We start from the raw sequence: 17,949 nt of genomic DNA on the forward strand, positions 1-17,949 counted from the left end.
AATCATATCCTTTTGAGTCCCTTAATTAGTCTACAAAAACACCCCAACCATCGGAATATCCACCATGTGGTTTACTTAAGTTATTTAATTTCTTCTGTATATTAACTAATTCATTATAATTTAATAGCATTCTTTTAGAGCAACAACATGCCCACTCATCCGTTTCGTCGTCTTGCTCTAAGAAACAATTGAATCCTTCTTCTCTAAGTACTACCGATAATTTTTCACCTGTTACTTGATCAGGCACGGCTACAAAAAATTCGACAGATTGCTGTTTTTTAAAATTTACTCCATCTTTATATAGACTTTGTAAAGCCTCTCCATCCGCATCATTTGGAAATTTCATTCGTTTTTCCTCCCTGTTATAGAAAATGTCATAGTTGTCATTATAATTCACTTAGTTCATAAAGACTAATATAAAATTTTTTGTTCAAAAAGAGAAGGGATTTTTGATTGCGAACAGTAACACTGAAAAGTCTTGGACGTAGGTGAAATGTGATTTTATTTAAAAAATTCTACATCAATGTAGGCTTTTTTTCATACTATATTTTGGAGGTGAAACTATGCCAAGAGCGAATTATCGAACTTCAGACGTTGCCCTAATGGCGAGGATGATGCGAGCAGAAGCTGAAGGTGAAGGAAAACTGGGAATGTTATATGTTGGAAACGTCATTGTTAATCGTCTTGTAGCAAATTGTTTAGACTTTAAAGGTTTAAGAAGCGTTAACCAAGTTATTTATCAAGTACAAGGAGGAAATTTTTCCTTTGAGGCTGTTCAAAAAGGAAATATATTTTATCAAAGAGCGAGAACTTCTGAAAGAAGATTAGCCAAACAGAATTTGGATTATTGGAGACAACACCCAGGGAAATATGCCCTTTGGTATTTTAATCCACATGCTCCATGCCCTCCTACATGGTACGGTCAACCACAATCTGGTCAATTTAAAAACCATTGTTATTATGAACCAAAAGCTGGAACATGTGATAGTGTTTATAGCGGTTAGGGTTTCAAGTTAGTGTGGTAAAGAGAGAAACAAACTATGCTAAATCAGCCTTTACAAAAAAAGATTTACTTATGATGGAGCGGTAATACGCTCCCTCATAAGTAAATCTAGTGCACTATCTTTAATTTAATTTTCTGCACATTGACAGGTAGAGCACACTTCGGCGTAGAGCTCCCTCAATAGTTAAGGTAACAAAACTCTCCCCTTCTTAATCAACCAAAACGAAATCATCCCCACAATCGCTATATATAATTCCACAACCCATAAATTTGAAAAATGGCCGGTCTGTACGAATACGAGCGGGAAATCAATTGCTGCATGAATAAGAATGACATAAATAACGTAAACAAATTTCTTTTTTACTACCGCAATCAATACCCATAAACTAAAGGCGATCTGCATGAATACTGCGAAGAACCGTTCGACACAGGCTAATAAATAAAAGGAGACACCATTGTTTAACACGGTATCTTTAATAGCTGCTACCTGATCAGCTGGCATTTGTCCTGCTAAAGTCTTTTCTAATGTACCTCCATTTATCATAAACGCAAACATGATGTTTGGCACCATCATTGTTAACATCAGTAGAACTGCCTCTATGCCGCCCCAACCGATTCCAAAAGAAATTCCGCCTTTGTAGTCATGGAATTTTTTTAACAGCCAAGTGAATAAAAGAAAGCGGCCAAGCTCTTCAAATAAGCCCGCTGCCAATCCACCATATAGCCCAAAAGTCCAAGGGTGGTCCGCATAATTGGGAAAAGCCGTAATGACCGCAAGATGGAGCGCTTTTTCCAAAACCTGTGTCATTACTACAAATCCAATCGCACCTGCAATTAACGGCTTAACCGCGATATCTGTTTTCTTACGAAAATACAAAATCAACCCAATAAATAACACTAACGAAAACACAATTGGCACAAACATCGAAATAATCTTTGCCGTACTAACCATTCTATCCTCCCCCCTTATGAAAGCCTTCCCCTTAAATTTTATCATTATCAATAATGATAATATTTTATTTGCCAATAACTGTCAATATATAATTTCTATTTTTATATAAATTCTTAAAGTCTACGAAAAACCTAATTTATCTATACAAATGAAGAAGATATTTCATTTGTGGGGGATCGGGTTTCGATTCAATCGTTAACGTTAAAATATTGGAATGATCGATATGTTGGTGCCAAGCGTGTTTTAAAAGAGTAACATCATTGGGAAAGAGCTGTCCAAGTGGCAGCTCTTTCCGTTATAAGGAATGAAATAGTGTTCATTCTATTGCATTGGTTTTAAATTTATTAAGGAACACTACTGATTTGGATATTTATAAAATTTTTTCTTATTAAACGCAAGTAAAAGATTGAATTTGTCTTAAGCTTATTCCGTAATGGACCCATCTAGAACCAGTCCAGCGATACCCTGAGACAGAGTGTCGACCAATAAATGTTGGATAAAACCAGAATTGTTCACGACCTCTAAGCCATACATACGTGTATCTGTGTAAACAACTTATCATACTGCCTGGGTCTACCGCATACGTTCCAGCTTGATGCGTCTGTTGAGGAACTATAGAGGGCGGTGGTGATGTTGGTGGTCCAGGCTCCAGATCTTGACCTGGAGGTGCAGACGGAGGTTGTTGCACGCCAAATTGTCTTCCATCAAGTGTTGAATAGTAATAATCGATTTCTTGGTATGGTAACGAATATAAATAAGCGTCCTGACTAACAGGATTGTTATAATATAGCGGTACATGGCTAGGATACATAAAAATTGCACTCCTTTACTATTTAATCTCCCATTATCCTATTCTTTAGTTATTAACCTATAAACTTGTTCTCTTCAAAATGTGTATTTACCCATAAATTGTGATTAATCTTTTTACCATTGTATTTGTACCAGAACGATGTTTTTCCATATACCTTCAGAACCTTTTGGGCTGAAAAATTTGTCACCCTTCCGCTTTCAATCAACATGTTAAAAATCAACAATAATATTTAACACATTCATAAAAAGAGAAGCTGCCCAGCAGTTTGAGCAGCTCATTAAGTGGATTAGTATAAGATTAGTTCTTGTGCCCTTTCGGTCCGCTCATGTTATTTTTAAGTATTCGTGGACATGAAAACCTCTATTTTCAACTTTTAATAAGCTTATATGATTCTTAAATGTTTATAGAATGGTTATCTATTTTTCCTAGATTACTGCTTGTTTTAGGAACAATAGGTTCAACTTTGCCAAGCCAAAAGAGATAGGTTAAGGCGCCGATTAAGGTAGCAGTTCCTGACACTATAAGTGCAGGGGTAAATGAGTGGGTAGCAGAAATTATAAAACCGGTTACAATCGGACCCAAAATGCCACCCATATTTGACACACAGTTTTGAAGTCCTCCAACAACTGAAGTCATATTTACAGGGGCTACGTCTCCAGGAAGTGACCAAATAGCACAAGCAGCAGTAGTTAAACCCGCATAGGAAATCGATAGTAAAGAGATAGAAAGAACAGCTGAATTAACCAGCCCCGCAAAAGCAATCGAGGTTGCCAACAACATTCCTCCACCCAGGTTCAATTTACGAACAAAGGTTAAGGAATATCCTTTAGCGTAAAGACGGTCGGAAAACCAGCCCGCTAAAAGTTCAGCAACTAGACCAAAAAGTGGAGGAATCATGGATACCCAACCCATTTTCATCAATTGGAAGCCTCGTTCTTGTACAAGATAGGTCGGGAACCAAGTGATAAAGAAATAAATGGCATAGTTTAACATGAAAAACCCAACACACATTGCTAAAATATTACGGTATTTAAGAAGTTGATACCATTTCATCGGCTGCTCTTTAGCAAGACCTTCCTTTTTTACCTGACCATCACGAATATAGGTTAATTCTTCTTTGTTTACATACAAATGCTTTTCCGGATCACGATAATAGGCCCACCAAACGGCTACCCAAATTAATCCTAACAGACCAGATACTATAAACGGAACTTTCCATCCAAAAGCAGTCATTAACCAAACAACAAACGGCATGGCTATTGCCGTACCCACTTTAGAACCGCTGTCGAAAATAGCAGACACTCTTGTACGTTCTTTATCAGGGAACCATTTTGCAGTCACACCGGCATTACTTGGATATGCTCCTGCCTCACCCATTCCCAATAAGGAACGAAATATGATGAGGGATTTCATTCCTTGGCTAACAGCTGTCAATGCCGTTGCAATGGACCACCAGGCGACGCTTAAAGCAAGTGAGAACCGCTGTCCCACTTTATCAGCCAGCCAGCCTGCAGGAATTTGAAACAACGCATAGGTCCAAAAGAAAGCAGACATGACTATTCCCATTTCAGCAGCATTTATTCCAAATTCCTTCATTATAGACGGAGTGGTGGCAGATAGGACTGTACGGTCCAAATAATTAATGGCTATGGCTGCCCACATGAAGATGGCAATCTTCCATCGAACTTTAGTTCTTTTTTGATTTATTTCTCTCATTTCAAAACCTCCAATTATCGAAATCGCTTCCAAGTGAAATTAAGAATATTATAACAATTTCAGGCATTCCTTGGTTAATCAAATGATAGATAGCCATCGTGTAAAGTCTAAAGAGGAAAAAATTCTGAGTCTTACAATTTTCTCAATTAAACACGATCGCAAGATTAATATATGAACCTTTTTAACTTAATGCCGTCCCCCTAAAATCTAAGAAGATTTTAGGGGTTTAATGAATCTATCTTTCTATGCTTTTACAAATACTGTTTTGATTGCGGTAAAGAATTCGACCGCAGCCTGGCCCTGCTCACGGGAGTGCGAGCTGGACTGTTTCATGCCCCCGAATGGTGCCTGTAATTCAACACCCGCAGTTTCCGCGTTAATCCGTACAAGTCCAGCCTCGATGTCGTTGATAAACGACATCATGGTGCCGATGTCTTTTGTATAAATGGAGGCACTAAGACCGTACTCGACATCATTAGCCTGAGTTAACGCTTCTTCAATTGATTCCACTTTAATAAGTGCCAGCACCGGACCAAAGATCTCCTCCTGGGCAATGACCATTCCATTCGTAACCTCTTCAAATATGGCAGGCTTGACAAAAAAGCCGTTTTCGCCTCCGTTCTCTGTGTACCGTTCACCGCCGTATATTAATCTTGCACCCTCTGCTTTCCCTTTTTCAATATACGAGAGTACGGTTTTCATCTGGTTCTCACTGGCACATGGTCCCATCCATGAAGTGCCTTCCATGCCGTTTCCAATTGTAATTTCTTTGACCTGTTCAAGCAGTTTCTCTTTAAATGCATCGTATATCTCTGCCTGAACAAATACCCGGCTTGTAGCAGTACATTTTTGTCCTGTCGAACGAAGGCCGCCGCTAATTGTTCCTTCTACCGCCAGATCTAAATCCGCATTTGCTGTAATAATGACAGGATTTTTCCCGCCCATTTCCAGCTGATATTTTGCTCCGCGGGCCAGAGCTGCCTGACCAATTTGTTTCCCAGTGGCATTGGAACCTGTAAACGTAATGCCGTTTACGTCTGAGTGGTTGACGATTGCTGTGCCGACTTCGGATCCAGCTCCGGTAACCATATTGACTACACCAGCCGGGATGCCGGCCTCATGCATACACTCCATAATCTTTGCGGCTGTAACAGCTGCTTCCTGTGCCGGTTTCATTACAACAGTATTCCCATAAATTAAGGCAGGGGCCATCTTCCAGATCGGAATGGCTACCGGAAAATTCCAAGGAGAAATTACACCGATGACTCCAAGCGGAACGCGTGTCGTAAACATTAACGCCTTGCTGTCAGTGGCTGGTATCACATCACCCGCTTTGCGCATCCCCTCACCAGCATAGTAACGGAGGATGGCAATCCCGCGCATTGTCTCTCCTTTTGCTTCAGGGAACGTTTTACCCATCTCTCTTGTCATCGTTTCGGCAACCTCTTCAAGCCGCCTTTCCAAACTATTTGCTATTTTATAGAGATAATCACCTCGTTCTGCTCCTGAAAGACGGCGCCATTCTTTTTGCGCTCTCTTGGCTGCAGCCACAGCCCTGTCAACATCTTCCCCTGTCGAGCACTGTACGTAGCCGACGATTTCATTTTTATTGGCAGGATTAATGGCTGCTCCGACTTTATTTCTGACTGATGATACCCATTCTCCGTTAATATAGTTAAGATGGGTTTTTACCTGAACTGAAGTGGTCATGATTAAAACTCCTTTCCATATTCCTAAAATGTAGGGCCAATGCGCCAAATACCAAAATCATACTGTTTCAGAATTTCTGCTTTCGTCAGCTTTCCAGAAGCAACAAGCTTAATTTCATCAAAAATATGCTGGCCAACCGACTCAATTGATTCAATGCCTTCGATAATCGTTCCGGCATTCAAATCGATGTTATCTCCCATTCTTTCAAAAATTCCAGTGTTGGTTGCAATTTTGATTACAGGAGCAATAGGTGATCCGGTAGGTGTACCTCTTCCTGTAGTAAACAAAACAATTTGGGCTCCACCAGCCACCATTCCCGTTAGCTGTTCAATATCATGTCCCGGAGTATCCATCCAAACCAGACCTTTTTTGGATGGGACTTGTGCATAATCGATCACTTCTTGTAAAGGGCTGCTGCCAGACTTATTGGAAGCACCTAACGATTTTTCTTCGAGAGAACTCAACCCTCCCTTGATATTTCCAGGGCTTGGATTCCCTGTACGGATATCTACTCCCATCATGATGGCCCGATTTTCCATAGCACCGATTACTTCATATACTCTCTTGGCTGTCCTGTCATCGACTGCACGTTGTGCCAATAGATGTTCAGCACCAATTAGTTCTGTCGTTTCTGCTAATATCGCAGTTCCTCCGTTATTAACAAGCATGTCGCTAACGACTCCTACTGCTGGATTGGCTGATAGACCGGAACATGCATCCGAACCGCCGCACTCGGTGCCGATAATGAGCTCACTGAAATCACAGAGTTCTTTCATTTGTGCGGAAGCATCCTGTACCATTTTCACTGCTATTCTAGATCCTTCAGCGATTGCACCAAGTGTTCCATTGTGGTCCTGAATGGAAACCACTTCAACCGGCTTTCCTGTCTTGGCTATCTCTCCTGCAACACTGCGTGCTTGATGGGTTTCGCAGCCAAGTCCTAGAACTACCACGCCATAAACATTTGGATTGGCCCCCATTCCTACATAAGTACGGAATGTTTGATCATAATCTACACCTACCTGTGCACATCCATGCTGATGTATAAAGGAGACCGTGCCTTGCACTAATTCGGTAATTTGTTTTGCTGCCTGGGTTGCACAAGTAATCGTAGGCAAGATTAATACGTGGTTTCTTACCCCTACTTGACCGTTTGGGCGCCTATATCCCCAAAACTTCTTTCCACTACTCAACTTTATCCCCCCGTCCTCTTTTTCCTTCCAAATTGTGAATATGAACATGTTCACCAATATCAATCTTTGTAGTGGCTGAACCAATCACTTCACCATATTTAAGAATATCCTCTCCCTTGGAGATCGACTTGACAGCGAATTTATGTCCGAATTCAATTTTTTCCTTTAATTCAACTTCAAAGCTGTTCCCCTGGCATGTGACCTTGACATGACTCCCTGCTGGAATACCCTCTAAAGCCACAGCCACTTTATCATCCGGCTTCATCATCACCGATTTATAAGCTGTACTCATCTTAAATCTCCCCTGCTTTATATTGGTCTTCTTTTAAAAATAGTTAGAGAATGGCTTACAAATTGTGTACAACGTTTTTTGCAAGATGGACAGTATTTTGTAAAACCCCAATATCAGATATGTCAATTTCTATTTGGTCTCCATCTGCTAATGTAAATTCATTTGGGGGAACAATACATGTGCCTGTCAATAAAACAGTGCCGTTAAAAATCAGATTATCTTTAAGGAGATATGAAACAAGCTCGTCAAATTTTCGCTTTAACTGGCGGGTATTAGCGCTCCCTTCCACCACTTTTTCGCCGTTCCGATAGATTCTGCAGGTAATTTCAAATTGATAAGGATCTCGAACCGCTTCAGATAGAAGTATGGCTGGACCAATAGAACAGGAATTTCTCCAGATTTTTGCCTGGGGTAAATAAAGTGGGTTTTCCCCCTCAATATCACGGCAGCTCAGGTCATTTCCAATGGTATAACCTAAAATTTCTCCCTCGCTATTAATGACAAGTCCTAATTCTGGCTCAGGGATCTGCCACTTAGAATCACTTCGAAGATATAGCTTATCATTTGAACCAACTGTCCTTGCGGCTGTGGATTTAAGAAAAATTTCAGGACGTTTGGCATCATAGACCTTGTCATAGACAGTGGTTAAACCGTTTATACCATCAATAGATTCGAAGTTTCTGGCGTCCCTGCTTCTTTCATACGTAACTCCGGCCGCCCATACTTCAGGAGCTTCAATCGGAACCATCAATGATAGTTTATCCAGAGATTGTAATATTGGATCTAAGGTAGAGATAGCGCTTTCAACAAAGTGAAGAAGAGAAGTATCATGATCTTTTGCTTGCTGAGCTAACTCTAAGAAGTCCTTTTGAGGCAGAGAATAGATACGCCCCTCATTTGTTAGAGCAGCAAGAACGGGAACTGACTTTTCATTTAAATAAGAAATAATACGCATAAAGTCCTCCTTTAAAATATTAATTACAGTGTTTAAACTGTTGTAACGCTCCCAATTAATTTTGTCTTGCGTTCTCATTAATTTTAAATGCAAATTTCGTGCCAAAAAGAAAGATGATATCATTTTTCAAAAAAAAAACACCAAACAACCTATCAAATCAAGTTTTGTCATGCTCCAACAATAATAACTCCTATTCATTATAGAAAAAGAAACTATTTAATTTAGTTACTTTTTTGCTTCAAATCTTTCATATTTGAAATTCATATTTCAAATATGAAAGATTTGAAGTCTCATTTATAAAGGTCAACTTTTGCTATAAAAGGTAGTTTTGTTAGACTAAAGTCCTCCTCTTGAATTTGCCTTTCGCAAATTCCATGCCAAAAAAGGGAGTTCCTATAAAACTTTTGAAAAGTTAACCAAACTGCCGAATCTAAGGTTGTCAGGCACAAAAAATAGCTCCTATTCAGTAAGAATAAGAAGCTATTTATAACAGCTTATTTAAATTTAACTTTCATATTTGAAATTTTTTTGCAAATATAAAATAATGCACCTCATTTATGAAAGTTCAACTTGCGCCAAAGGGTAGTTTTACTTATTCCAAAATCCTTGCAAAGTCTATCCTTGTTTCCATGATAACGCTCAAGAAGCTGCTTCCAGAGCTGATTTTCCATATCTTCAAATCGATTTGAGATTGTGACCTGTAACTCGTCTTGATTTTGTCCCCCTCTGTCGTAAAGTTTCCCTTTCTTCTCAGCCAACAGCTCACAAATCTTGTACTCTGTTAACTCTTCACCTTCCTCAGTACTAATGACTAACCTTTCGATGAAGTTTTGCAATTCCCGTGCATTACCAAACCAATCGTAACTTTTTAGACAATCAAAAAGTTGATCCTGCGGCAAAAACAAAACCTTTTGCTCTTTTATACATTCACTCTTGAAAAAGGATATAGCCATAGGGACGATGTCGTCTTTACGCTGCCTGAGTGGCATTAATTGTAACTCCAATACACTCAGCCGATAATAAAGATCTTCACGAAAACGCCCCAATCGAACTTCTTCACGCAGATCCCGGTTCGTAGCGCAGATGATCCGAACATCAATAGGAGTTACCCGATCTCCTCCAACACGTCGAACCTCCTTTTCTTGCAATACCCTTAGGAGTTTCGCTTGAAAATTTAGGGAGATTTCCCCTAATTCATCGAGAAATAATGTACCTCCATGGGCTAATTCAAAAAGCCCCATCTTCCCTCCTTTCAGTGCCCCTGTAAAAGTACCCTCGACATATCCAAAAAGTTCACTTTCAAGTAGATTCTCACTCAATGCAGCACAGTTAACGGAAACAAAAGGTCCCTTAGCCCGCTTGCTCTCATTATGAATGCTCTGTGCAAAGAGTTCCTTTCCTGTCCCCGTCTCACCATAAATAAAAACAGTACCGTTAGATTTAGCATACTGTCTCGCTTGTTGAATACATTTGAGCATTTCTGGGCTACCACCCTGAATATCATAGAAGGATTTCTTGGCCACTAATCCTTTTTCATTAAGCCTAGTCCTGATATTCATTTCTAAATTTTGAATTTCACCAATTTCTTGAAAAATAGCCACTGCTCCATGGAACCTACCATGAATGATAATAGGAACCCGGTTACAAACAATCTTCTTTCCATTAATCTTAAGAAGGATATTTTTTTCCTCATCATGTTCGGATAAAACTTTATTTAATAGACTTTCGGGTAAACACTCAGTTAACTTATTCCCGAGTACCTGGTTTATTGGCACGCCAAATATTCTCTCAGCTGATGCATTATATACGGTAACCTTCTCATTATTATCTATTGTAAGAACTGCCTCAGTTGTAAAATTAAGAATCGCTTCAAGTTGCTTTAAACGAGCCTTCTCCTTTTCCATTGATTTTAAAATTGTTGCGGCTTCATTAAGGGCTATTTGAAGGGACATAGGACCCGATTCTAAAAGACATCCATAGATTCCACGCTCTATCGCTTGTTGTGTGGCTACTACATCCCCCACTACTGCATCTATTCCCTGGTCTTCAATTAGATGTTTCACCTTCGCAGGTATTTCGTTAGCATCTTGACAGGGCAAGATTTGCAAATCTATGTCCATAATGTTATTAAAATGCTTAGCTTGAAATAAAATATTTAACGTCGTGATAAAGGCGATTTTTTTAAAACCTTGCTCACTTGCCTTACTTAACGCCATTAAAATGTCGACAGACGTAACGGGTATTTCAATGACAGGTAAATCGAATGAATTTCGTAAAGCTTGGGCTGTTCCCCCACGAGAGATGAGAATCTTTACACCTTGATTGATATAAGTTCTGATTTCATCAAGATTTTCCTTGAGATTCCCTGGAATAACGGTATAAGGTATTTCACAAATTTCATTCATTCTTTCGGCCTGCTCTACTAAGGCTTCATAGGGAGCAATGACGAGTATATTGTTCATTAAGTAGACACCTCTATTTTTTTTTAATAATCTGCGAAATTAATTGCGGCTTCATCTCCAGGAGGTCTCAAACCATTCCCTTTGAAAAACCTCTCTCTAAGATTAAAAGATGAGATTTATTAATCACTTAAAATGACGGAATCATTTAATATCTTTAACTACACTTATAACTTTTTAGTATCGTAAGTTTTGTGCTGAGTTATTTGGATTGTTAGCGATTTCAATACATAGTACAGGAAAACTGCTTAACTGTTCTTGTTGTTAAGTGGCTCGAACTGTTCAATTGCTCTTTAAACTAGTATAAAGCTCAAAGAAGGTTCTTTGTACCCCTTTATTAAGGACATAAAGAAAAATGCTCAACGAAAACGATTTTAATTATTGGAATTAAAGCAGGTCCAATAATTGTTTGGATTCGGAGAAAAAATTGTGTTTGGACTGGCTCAGGGGTATTTAGTTTTATAGTTAGGCTAGGAATAGAAAGATAGTTAGCATAAAGAGGAATTAGGGGTACTGGCAAATCACTAGTTTAGGAGGAAGATTTAGGAATGACTCCAGTCATTGGTCTGGATATTTCTAAATTAATATATAATTTTCGTTATATAAATGACATATTTGTAATAATAATGACATATATTTTATCAATCACATAGGAAGGAGGAGAAACAAATGGATAATCGGATTTTCTTATTTCTTGCTACAATTTTATCTGGCTTTGCACTTATAAAAGTTCCTTTAGCTGATTCATTTCTTGAAAGCGTTTCACCAGTTACAAATATCCTTGGCATTCTAACAATTCTAGTCTTCTCACTAGTCTTAATTTATAAAGGTGTAAAAAGCTTGTTCAGTAAGTAAATATGATTATTATGGAAAGCATTCTAAACGGGTGCTTTTCTCTTATCCATTATTACAACAAATCCACGATAAAAATAAGCACTTTAAAATATTTATTCAAAGGTAATTAGGAGAATTCGTGATAATATGGTACACTTTGTTTACCATTTGATTTACTTTTTTACATGTGCCCTACTCATTCGTGAGTGGGGCTCCTTGTTTTTAATAGAAGAAATAAAAAAACAGACTCTATAAAGAGCCTGCTTTAGTTTGTTCTTATTATTAAGCTTTGCGCACGTTAGCCGCTTGAGCTCCACGTTGACCTTGCTCAACGTCAAAAGTAACTGTTTGACCTTCGTCTAAAGATTTGAAACCTTCGCCTTGGATAGCTGAGAAATGAACAAATACGTCTTCTCCGCCTTCACGCTCGATAAATCCGAAACCTTTTTCTGCGTTAAACCATTTTACTTTACCTTGTTCCATTGTGTTTCCTCCTGCTGTGTGCTTTGCACACAATATGTTACTATCCTTGCACTCAGTGATCATCAAGACGAAAAGTTAATCTTATACCATCCTTTACACCGATCAAAAATAATTCTTCTAAATATTAACATTTTTTAAAAGTATTTGCAAGAAGACCTATACCAAAATGAAAAATTAATAATTTTCACGTTGCAAGTTAGAAAAAATTGATAATGTAACCTCGTAAAGACTTATAAATTGTTTTTTGTAGAAATATTAAAAATTCTTGATATACATCTATAGGATTGGATCGTTTAGTTTCAATTAATACATAATTATAATCGTTAAGAAGCTTATCGAGTTCTTGGCTACATTTGATTGTTTCATTACATAACAATCCTTTGTCCATTCCTATCTTAATCATCTCTTCCCTTTTCTTGCTTATTGCAAATTCCAACTCTGCTGGTATCATAATAGACTCACACCTCGAAAAATTAATATAACTGTGTATATCTGTAAATCTTATGAGGTAACTAGACACAAGCAAATTATAACATTATCCCACCTGAGATAAATAGATTCGATAAAACAAGATAAAAATAGACAAAAATAGACGTTATCCGTAATATTTAGGTTAAAGAAAAAGAGCGACCATTTCAGCCACACTTTTGAATAAATATTAAAGTAAATGTTATAAAACTATCAAAGATATTTTAAACTCCTGAAGGTTTTCTATATGATTAAAAAAATCATTTAAATCATCATAATCGATTGACCATTACATCAATTTTTCCAAACTCTTTAAGAGCATACTCAGCTAACCCTTCCATTTGTTCATGTGAGGCAACATCCGTCACTTTATAAATAGCTTGCCCGCCCTTAATTTGAATATCTTCTTTTAATTTCATTAATCGGTCCTCACGACGAGCCTCTATTCTTCGATCTTAAACCATGGACCTGAAGTTTGAATTATGCCCCAAAGTTTTTCTGGAAGCTCCAGATCGCTTACTTTTGAAGTCTTAATGGATGTCTCAATTTCAGCTTCTTTTCCATTCTGGACCTTTTCTACCCAGTCTGGATTCATGATTAATCCATGACCAACCGCTGCTAAGGATAGACCCTTACCTAATGCTGTTGCAACATCATCAGCAGTGACCATAGAACCTGCAGCCATTACAGGAACTCTGCCGTTTACATGTCCAACAATTAATTCAAGATATGTTTTTTCATCTTGACTATCGACTGGCTTTGAGGAAAGGGCATCAGTCAATGAAGCATGTACATAATCAACATCTGCTTCAATAAGACGATTAATTAATTCGTAGGTATCCTTCATTCTCAAACCGCCTTCTTGATGTTCGTCAGGAGATATTCTGTATCCGAAAATAAACGGCTTTGTTGCATGCTTCTTAATCACATTTTTCATTTCCTGAACGACTGCCAATGGGAAACGCAAGCGATTTTCTAGAGATCCACCCCATTCATCCTCACGTCTATTGAAGAAAGGAGAGAAGAAGTTTTGAAGTAAAAATCCGTGTGCACCATGAACTTCAACTCCATCAAAACCAGCTTCAATGGCTCGTCTTGTTGTTTCTCCAAACGCATGAATCACTTCCACTATTTCATCATGTGAAAGTTCTCTAGGTAATACTGAAGGAGCAAATCCAGTAGCTTCAGTCTCTACAGGACTGGAACTAACCACCTCACCACCTGGAGTTAAAGATGGAAGTGCTTTGTTCCCTGCATGGAAAATTTGAAGTAATGCAGGAGCTCCACCACTTCTCGCCGCATTCGCTAATTTTCGTAGACTTGGAGTAAATTTATCATCATAAGCGGCGAATTCATGTGTAAAACCTATACCGTCTGGTTGCACATGCGTACAGCCGGTTATTACAAGTCCTGCACCGTTAACTCTTTTTTTATAATATTTCACTTCTTCATCTGAAATGGTGTAATCATCATTGCTGCTCCAAGTTGTCATCGGCGCCATAACGACTCTATTTTTAATGGTGATCCCATTTTTAAATGTAAGTGATTCAAATAAGTTGCTATATTTTGTGTTCATTTTTTAACCTCTTTCTATTTGTTTATTATTTTGTAAAGGTTTATTAACCCTTCATATGTTTTACTGGTGCAAGAATAGATTAATCCTTAGAGTGGACTTTAAAGCAAGTGTTTTATCATTTTTATTTTTTTCTATAAAAATATGATTTCGAAAGCCGTATGTATGAGATTTATCAAAAAATCGCAAATAGAAAAAACGACTGGTAGCTTAATTTTTAGAGAAACAGTCTCCTAATTCATTTTCATAAAAATTAATTTTATTATCCAGATGCTCTAAACTTTGACGAAGCTTCTCAAAGTCTTCCACTACTTTTTTTCGATGATTTATAAGTAGGGTTAACCTAGCTTCCATTGTCTCATCCCCAACATGCCCCCACATTGCAAATTGCTTCATATCTTTTAGAGACATCCCCGTATTTTTCAGGTGGAGCAGTGATTCAATCCATAATTTATTTTCATCGGTGTAGATTCTGACATTGTTATCGTCTCTGTTTACTTTTATTAACCCTTCTTTTTCATAAAACCTCAATGTATGTTCGCTTAACCCAACGATTTTAGAAAATTTCCCAATAGAATATGTCAACTATACCGCCTCCATTAAATCTGATATGTCTATTTCTTATTTCTTTTTTAATTTGTGTTACAAAGAAAGAGTAATACTTAGAGTTTACTCTAAGTCAAAATTTATAAATTTCTCTGCCCGTTTGAGGTGCTTTTGCAAAGTTATAAACCAATGGCATATAAAAAAGCGAAACTCGCTGCAGTATTATAAAGGGGTGTTTACCAAATGTTTTTCACAAAAAACATATTTCTTTCATGCGCTACAATTTTTTTATTACTTGTTTCCTTTGCAGGATGCGTTCAATCAAAGCAAACGACTAGCGAAACCAAGGTTGTTAAGCTATTCGGATAGACAGTTATAAGCGCCTCTGTTTCAAAGGTTGGGAAAAATTTTCTGGATGTCAAGCCTCAGCACATTTCTTATTCTCAACACAATTCCAAATAATAAAATCAGAGTATGGGAAATTTCCCATACTCTGATTTTATTATTCTCCACGCCAGATCAGACCTGAGGCTTTACTACAGGCTTATGTGTTTAAAACGGCTCGATGGCTTTCTCGTTTTTACCAGTTTGAGGCTGATTTTCAATTCTTCTTTCTTCGACTTCCTTGGGAATCTCTTTAAGGTGTTTATTTACTTCTTCTACTTGGTTTGTAGTTCTCATTTCATCCATTTTCAAAACCTCAATTCATTAAAAGAATTTGATAAAAATAGTATGCAGCAGTAACGAAGATTTTATGTCCTTATGTTAAACAATATAAAAAAAGCTGCATCGATGGCAGCCGATGAATCTTCGTGGTTCAGAACAGTAATGCTTTCCAAAAACCAATTTGATACATTAAAAAGGAGTTGATCTTCATGGCGAAATGGATTGATGTATCAACATCAAAACACCAACTAAAACTTTTTGATCGTAACAGGCTTTTAAAAACTTACCCAATTGCTGTTGGAAAAATATTATCACTAACACATACAGGAGCATACACGATTATCAACAAGGATCCTAATCCTGGTGGACCATTTGTAGTGCTTTGGATGGGATTGTCAAGACCTCATTACGGTATACATGGAACAAATAATCCATCTTCTATAGGTAAGAATGTCTCGCACGGGTGAATTAGAATGTTTAATCATAATGTTCTAGAATTATCATCTTTAGTTCCAATTGGTACTAGGGTTTTTATTCATAAATGAATCTATAATTCCCGCTCTTTTACTTAAGTAGTTACTATAAAGTGCGACATCAAAAGAGATGGATTTTCATCTTTTTTGTTAAATAACTCCCCAATAGTGGAACAACAAAAAGAGCCGCCATAGCAGCTTTTTTATAAATATAAGCCCCTGTTAGTTTAACCAAGAAACCTAACGATTAACGTTTTCAATATTTTTAAAAGTATCTATTCGACTAAACCAGTGAGCGAGTAAATACAGTAAAGTTAAAATAAAGAACGAATATGTAAAATTCCAATCAATTTTCTTGTATAAATCTATAATAGCCAAGGTTGGCAGACCCACATATGCACTAAATCCACCAAAAAAAATTGCTTTAATATATGGATTAAAGCGAGGCTTCCATTGCAACAACAGCATTACTAACACAGGTAAAACAGAAAGTCGAAATGAGAAGTTTAGCGTGGCTACAGGTATAACTTTCACTGGGTAAGCCCACTTTCCAAAACTAACACCAACCGTATCAAGGATTTCGGTTAAAACTATCACTAATAAACCAGCAGAAAATATACGAGCTGAACTCTCTCGTTCACGGAATATCCCCCAGATAATCCAAGGTACAACTAACATTACTAAAGCGATCCACCATTGCCACGTAAATAAAAAAGCGTTCATAATTGAGTCAATAATTAACTGATTAGCTTCAGTAATTTTTTGAGTTGCTTTATCTATTTGATTCAATCCTTCTTGGTAAGTCATCGAATCCACCTTTTTCAACTTCACTTTTTTCTGCTTGTTTTCCCCTAGCTTCTTCAACTATTCTACCTAGTTTGTTTAAGGAATCAGGAATATTGGTCTAGCTTATCAAATAAACTTAGTATTTTTCACCTGTTGACTAAAATATCCGTTGCGATATTTGGCCCAAACGCTATCTTGATCAACTCCAGGATAGCGTTTGTGCAATTTTTGTTACAAAACGGTATCCCCATCGAATGAGTATTGCCCAAATGAGATCCATCATTTAGCGGATTTCTAGTTAGGCAGGAATCAATATAACGATTCACCCACACCAGCTGCGGCACAGCTATGCCACCCATTTGTTGAATAATGGTGCACCTCTTAAAGTCATTCAGAGCTTATTAGGACATGAGAAAAGTGAAACTACTAGGATATGCACAGTTAAGTGGGGTTTACGGCAAGAACTTTATTACAATACCTACACGCTCCTGAATTATAAAAGGAATAAACCCGTTTCCCCCGGTTTATTCCTTTTTTTATTAATGTGAAAATTTCTTATTGAAGCGGTCGAGAAATATCACTTAACGCATCCCCTGCTTCATTAATATGAATGTCAACTGTTGCCAGGTCACCAATAGCACAAATGCCAACCAATTCTCCATTTTGAACCACAGGGATACGGCGGATTTGATTATCAGACATCAAACGAGCACATTCATGTGCATCTGTATCCGGAGAGCAGGTAATTACATCTGAAGTCATAACATCATGGCAATGGATTGAGCTACAGTCTTTTCCATCAGCAACACAGTTAAGGACAATATCACGGTCAGTCACCATTCCCACCACTTTTTTACCTTCACAAACCGGTACGGAACCACAATTAATATCACGCATAATTTTTGCTGCGGCTGTCACTGGCTCATGCGGTGTACATACCTTTACATCTTTTGACATTAAATCTTGTACTTTTGTCATTTTTTCTTTCCTCCCTTTTCGGTTAAAATCATTTGTCTAATGTATTTTCTC

The 17,949-nt window shown here is 37.7% G+C and carries 20 protein-coding genes and 1 pseudogene; 4 read left to right on the forward strand and 17 right to left on the reverse strand.

Annotation, left to right across the window (positions count from 1 at the left end; translation table 11 throughout):
* Positions 1–25: 25 nt before the first annotated feature.
* Complete coding sequence (locus AAHB15_RS09415; RefSeq protein WP_335574058.1) at positions 26–346, reverse strand: ribonuclease E inhibitor RraB; 321 nt, start codon at positions 344–346, stop codon at positions 26–28.
* Between the two features lie 217 nt (positions 347–563).
* On the opposite strand from AAHB15_RS09415, the gene AAHB15_RS09420 reads away from it, so the two are divergent.
* Positions 564–1,004 carry a cell wall hydrolase gene (locus tag AAHB15_RS09420; protein WP_098533467.1) on the forward strand — a complete coding sequence of 147 codons (441 nt, stop codon included), beginning with the start codon at positions 564–566 and terminating at the stop codon, positions 1,002–1,004.
* A 183-nt stretch (positions 1,005–1,187) separates the two neighbouring features.
* On the opposite strand, the gene AAHB15_RS09425 is transcribed toward AAHB15_RS09420, so the two are convergent.
* The 8 genes from AAHB15_RS09425 to AAHB15_RS09460 form a co-directional block, all read right to left on the reverse strand.
* Positions 1,188–1,955, reverse strand: coding sequence for a YhfC family intramembrane metalloprotease (locus AAHB15_RS09425; RefSeq protein WP_342042267.1), 768 nt, complete (start codon positions 1,953–1,955; stop codon positions 1,188–1,190).
* Positions 1,956–2,343: 388 nt separating this feature from the next.
* Positions 2,344–2,766, reverse strand: a complete 423-nt coding sequence (locus AAHB15_RS09430; protein WP_335574060.1) for a hypothetical protein — start codon at positions 2,764–2,766, stop codon at positions 2,344–2,346.
* A 393-nt stretch (positions 2,767–3,159) separates the two neighbouring features.
* The gene (locus tag AAHB15_RS09435; protein WP_335574061.1) at positions 3,160–4,482 is read right to left on the reverse strand and encodes an MFS transporter; all 1,323 of its coding nucleotides are present in this window, start codon (positions 4,480–4,482) and stop codon (positions 3,160–3,162) included.
* Between the two features lie 243 nt (positions 4,483–4,725).
* On the reverse strand, positions 4,726–6,192 hold the full coding sequence (gene gucD, locus AAHB15_RS09440) for an alpha-ketoglutaric semialdehyde dehydrogenase GucD (RefSeq protein ID WP_335574062.1): 1,467 nt from the start codon (positions 6,190–6,192) through the stop codon (positions 4,726–4,728).
* Positions 6,193–6,215: 23 nt separating this feature from the next.
* Entirely contained in the window at positions 6,216–7,385 is a 1,170-nt protein-coding gene (locus AAHB15_RS09445; RefSeq protein WP_335574063.1) for a UxaA family hydrolase, read from the reverse strand.
* Complete coding sequence (locus tag AAHB15_RS09450) at positions 7,378–7,677, reverse strand: UxaA family hydrolase (RefSeq protein WP_335574064.1); 300 nt, start codon at positions 7,675–7,677, stop codon at positions 7,378–7,380. The genes AAHB15_RS09445 and AAHB15_RS09450 overlap by 8 nt, the downstream gene beginning before the upstream one ends.
* A 55-nt stretch (positions 7,678–7,732) precedes the next feature.
* Positions 7,733–8,632 carry a fumarylacetoacetate hydrolase family protein gene (locus tag AAHB15_RS09455; RefSeq protein WP_342042268.1) on the reverse strand — a complete coding sequence of 300 codons (900 nt, stop codon included), beginning with the start codon at positions 8,630–8,632 and terminating at the stop codon, positions 7,733–7,735.
* A gap of 551 nt (positions 8,633–9,183) precedes the next feature.
* Positions 9,184–11,037: a sigma 54-interacting transcriptional regulator gene (locus AAHB15_RS09460; protein ID WP_335574056.1), complete on the reverse strand. Its 1,854-nt coding sequence runs from the start codon at positions 11,035–11,037 to the stop codon at positions 9,184–9,186.
* Between the two features lie 723 nt (positions 11,038–11,760).
* Here AAHB15_RS09460 and AAHB15_RS09465 point away from each other — a divergent pair.
* Positions 11,761–11,946 (forward strand): hypothetical protein, encoded by a 186-nt coding sequence (locus AAHB15_RS09465; protein ID WP_335574057.1) that lies wholly within the window; start codon positions 11,761–11,763, stop codon positions 11,944–11,946.
* Positions 11,947–12,207: 261 nt separating this feature from the next.
* Here the strand turns inward: AAHB15_RS09465 and AAHB15_RS09470 are convergent, their stop codons facing one another.
* From AAHB15_RS09470 to AAHB15_RS09495, 6 genes are all read right to left on the reverse strand, one after another.
* Positions 12,208–12,408, reverse strand: a complete 201-nt coding sequence (locus tag AAHB15_RS09470) for a cold-shock protein (protein ID WP_042463323.1) — start codon at positions 12,406–12,408, stop codon at positions 12,208–12,210.
* Between the two features lie 196 nt (positions 12,409–12,604).
* Positions 12,605–12,859, reverse strand: a complete 255-nt coding sequence (locus tag AAHB15_RS09475) for an aspartyl-phosphate phosphatase Spo0E family protein (protein WP_342042269.1) — start codon at positions 12,857–12,859, stop codon at positions 12,605–12,607.
* Between the two features lie 289 nt (positions 12,860–13,148).
* Positions 13,149–13,322 carry an SDR family NAD(P)-dependent oxidoreductase gene (locus AAHB15_RS09480; RefSeq protein ID WP_335575928.1) on the reverse strand — a complete coding sequence of 58 codons (174 nt, stop codon included), beginning with the start codon at positions 13,320–13,322 and terminating at the stop codon, positions 13,149–13,151.
* The gene (locus AAHB15_RS09485; protein WP_335575926.1) at positions 13,319–14,452 is read right to left on the reverse strand and encodes an NADH-dependent flavin oxidoreductase; all 1,134 of its coding nucleotides are present in this window, start codon (positions 14,450–14,452) and stop codon (positions 13,319–13,321) included. The genes AAHB15_RS09480 and AAHB15_RS09485 overlap by 4 nt, the downstream gene beginning before the upstream one ends.
* Positions 14,453–14,659: 207 nt before the next feature.
* Complete coding sequence (locus AAHB15_RS09490) at positions 14,660–15,034, reverse strand: MerR family transcriptional regulator (protein ID WP_342042270.1); 375 nt, start codon at positions 15,032–15,034, stop codon at positions 14,660–14,662.
* Between the two features lie 513 nt (positions 15,035–15,547).
* Positions 15,548–15,685, reverse strand: coding sequence for a hypothetical protein (locus AAHB15_RS09495; RefSeq protein WP_177177349.1), 138 nt, complete (start codon positions 15,683–15,685; stop codon positions 15,548–15,550).
* A 185-nt stretch (positions 15,686–15,870) separates the two neighbouring features.
* Between AAHB15_RS09495 and AAHB15_RS09500 the strand changes: the two are divergent.
* A pseudogene (locus AAHB15_RS09500) lies at positions 15,871–16,206 on the forward strand (L,D-transpeptidase).
* Positions 16,207–16,374: 168 nt separating this feature from the next.
* Here the strand turns inward: AAHB15_RS09500 and AAHB15_RS09505 are convergent.
* Positions 16,375–16,941 carry a CBO0543 family protein gene (locus AAHB15_RS09505; RefSeq protein ID WP_144561901.1) on the reverse strand — a complete coding sequence of 189 codons (567 nt, stop codon included), beginning with the start codon at positions 16,939–16,941 and terminating at the stop codon, positions 16,375–16,377.
* Between the two features lie 341 nt (positions 16,942–17,282).
* Here AAHB15_RS09505 and AAHB15_RS30170 point away from each other — a divergent pair, with 341 nt between their 5' ends.
* A complete protein-coding gene (locus AAHB15_RS30170) occupies positions 17,283–17,468 on the forward strand; it encodes a hypothetical protein (protein WP_446715853.1) in 186 nt (61 codons plus the stop codon).
* 7 nt (positions 17,469–17,475) lie between these two features.
* On the opposite strand, the gene AAHB15_RS09515 is transcribed toward AAHB15_RS30170, so the two are convergent.
* The gene (locus AAHB15_RS09515) at positions 17,476–17,898 is read right to left on the reverse strand and encodes a CBS domain-containing protein (RefSeq protein WP_144561902.1); all 423 of its coding nucleotides are present in this window, start codon (positions 17,896–17,898) and stop codon (positions 17,476–17,478) included.
* Positions 17,899–17,949: the final 51 nt, after the last annotated feature.

Origin of the sequence: Bacillus sp. OTU2372, assembly GCF_038440275.1 — a bacterium.
GTDB classification, from domain to species: domain Bacteria; phylum Bacillota; class Bacilli; order Bacillales; family Cytobacillaceae; genus Neobacillus; species Neobacillus bataviensis_B.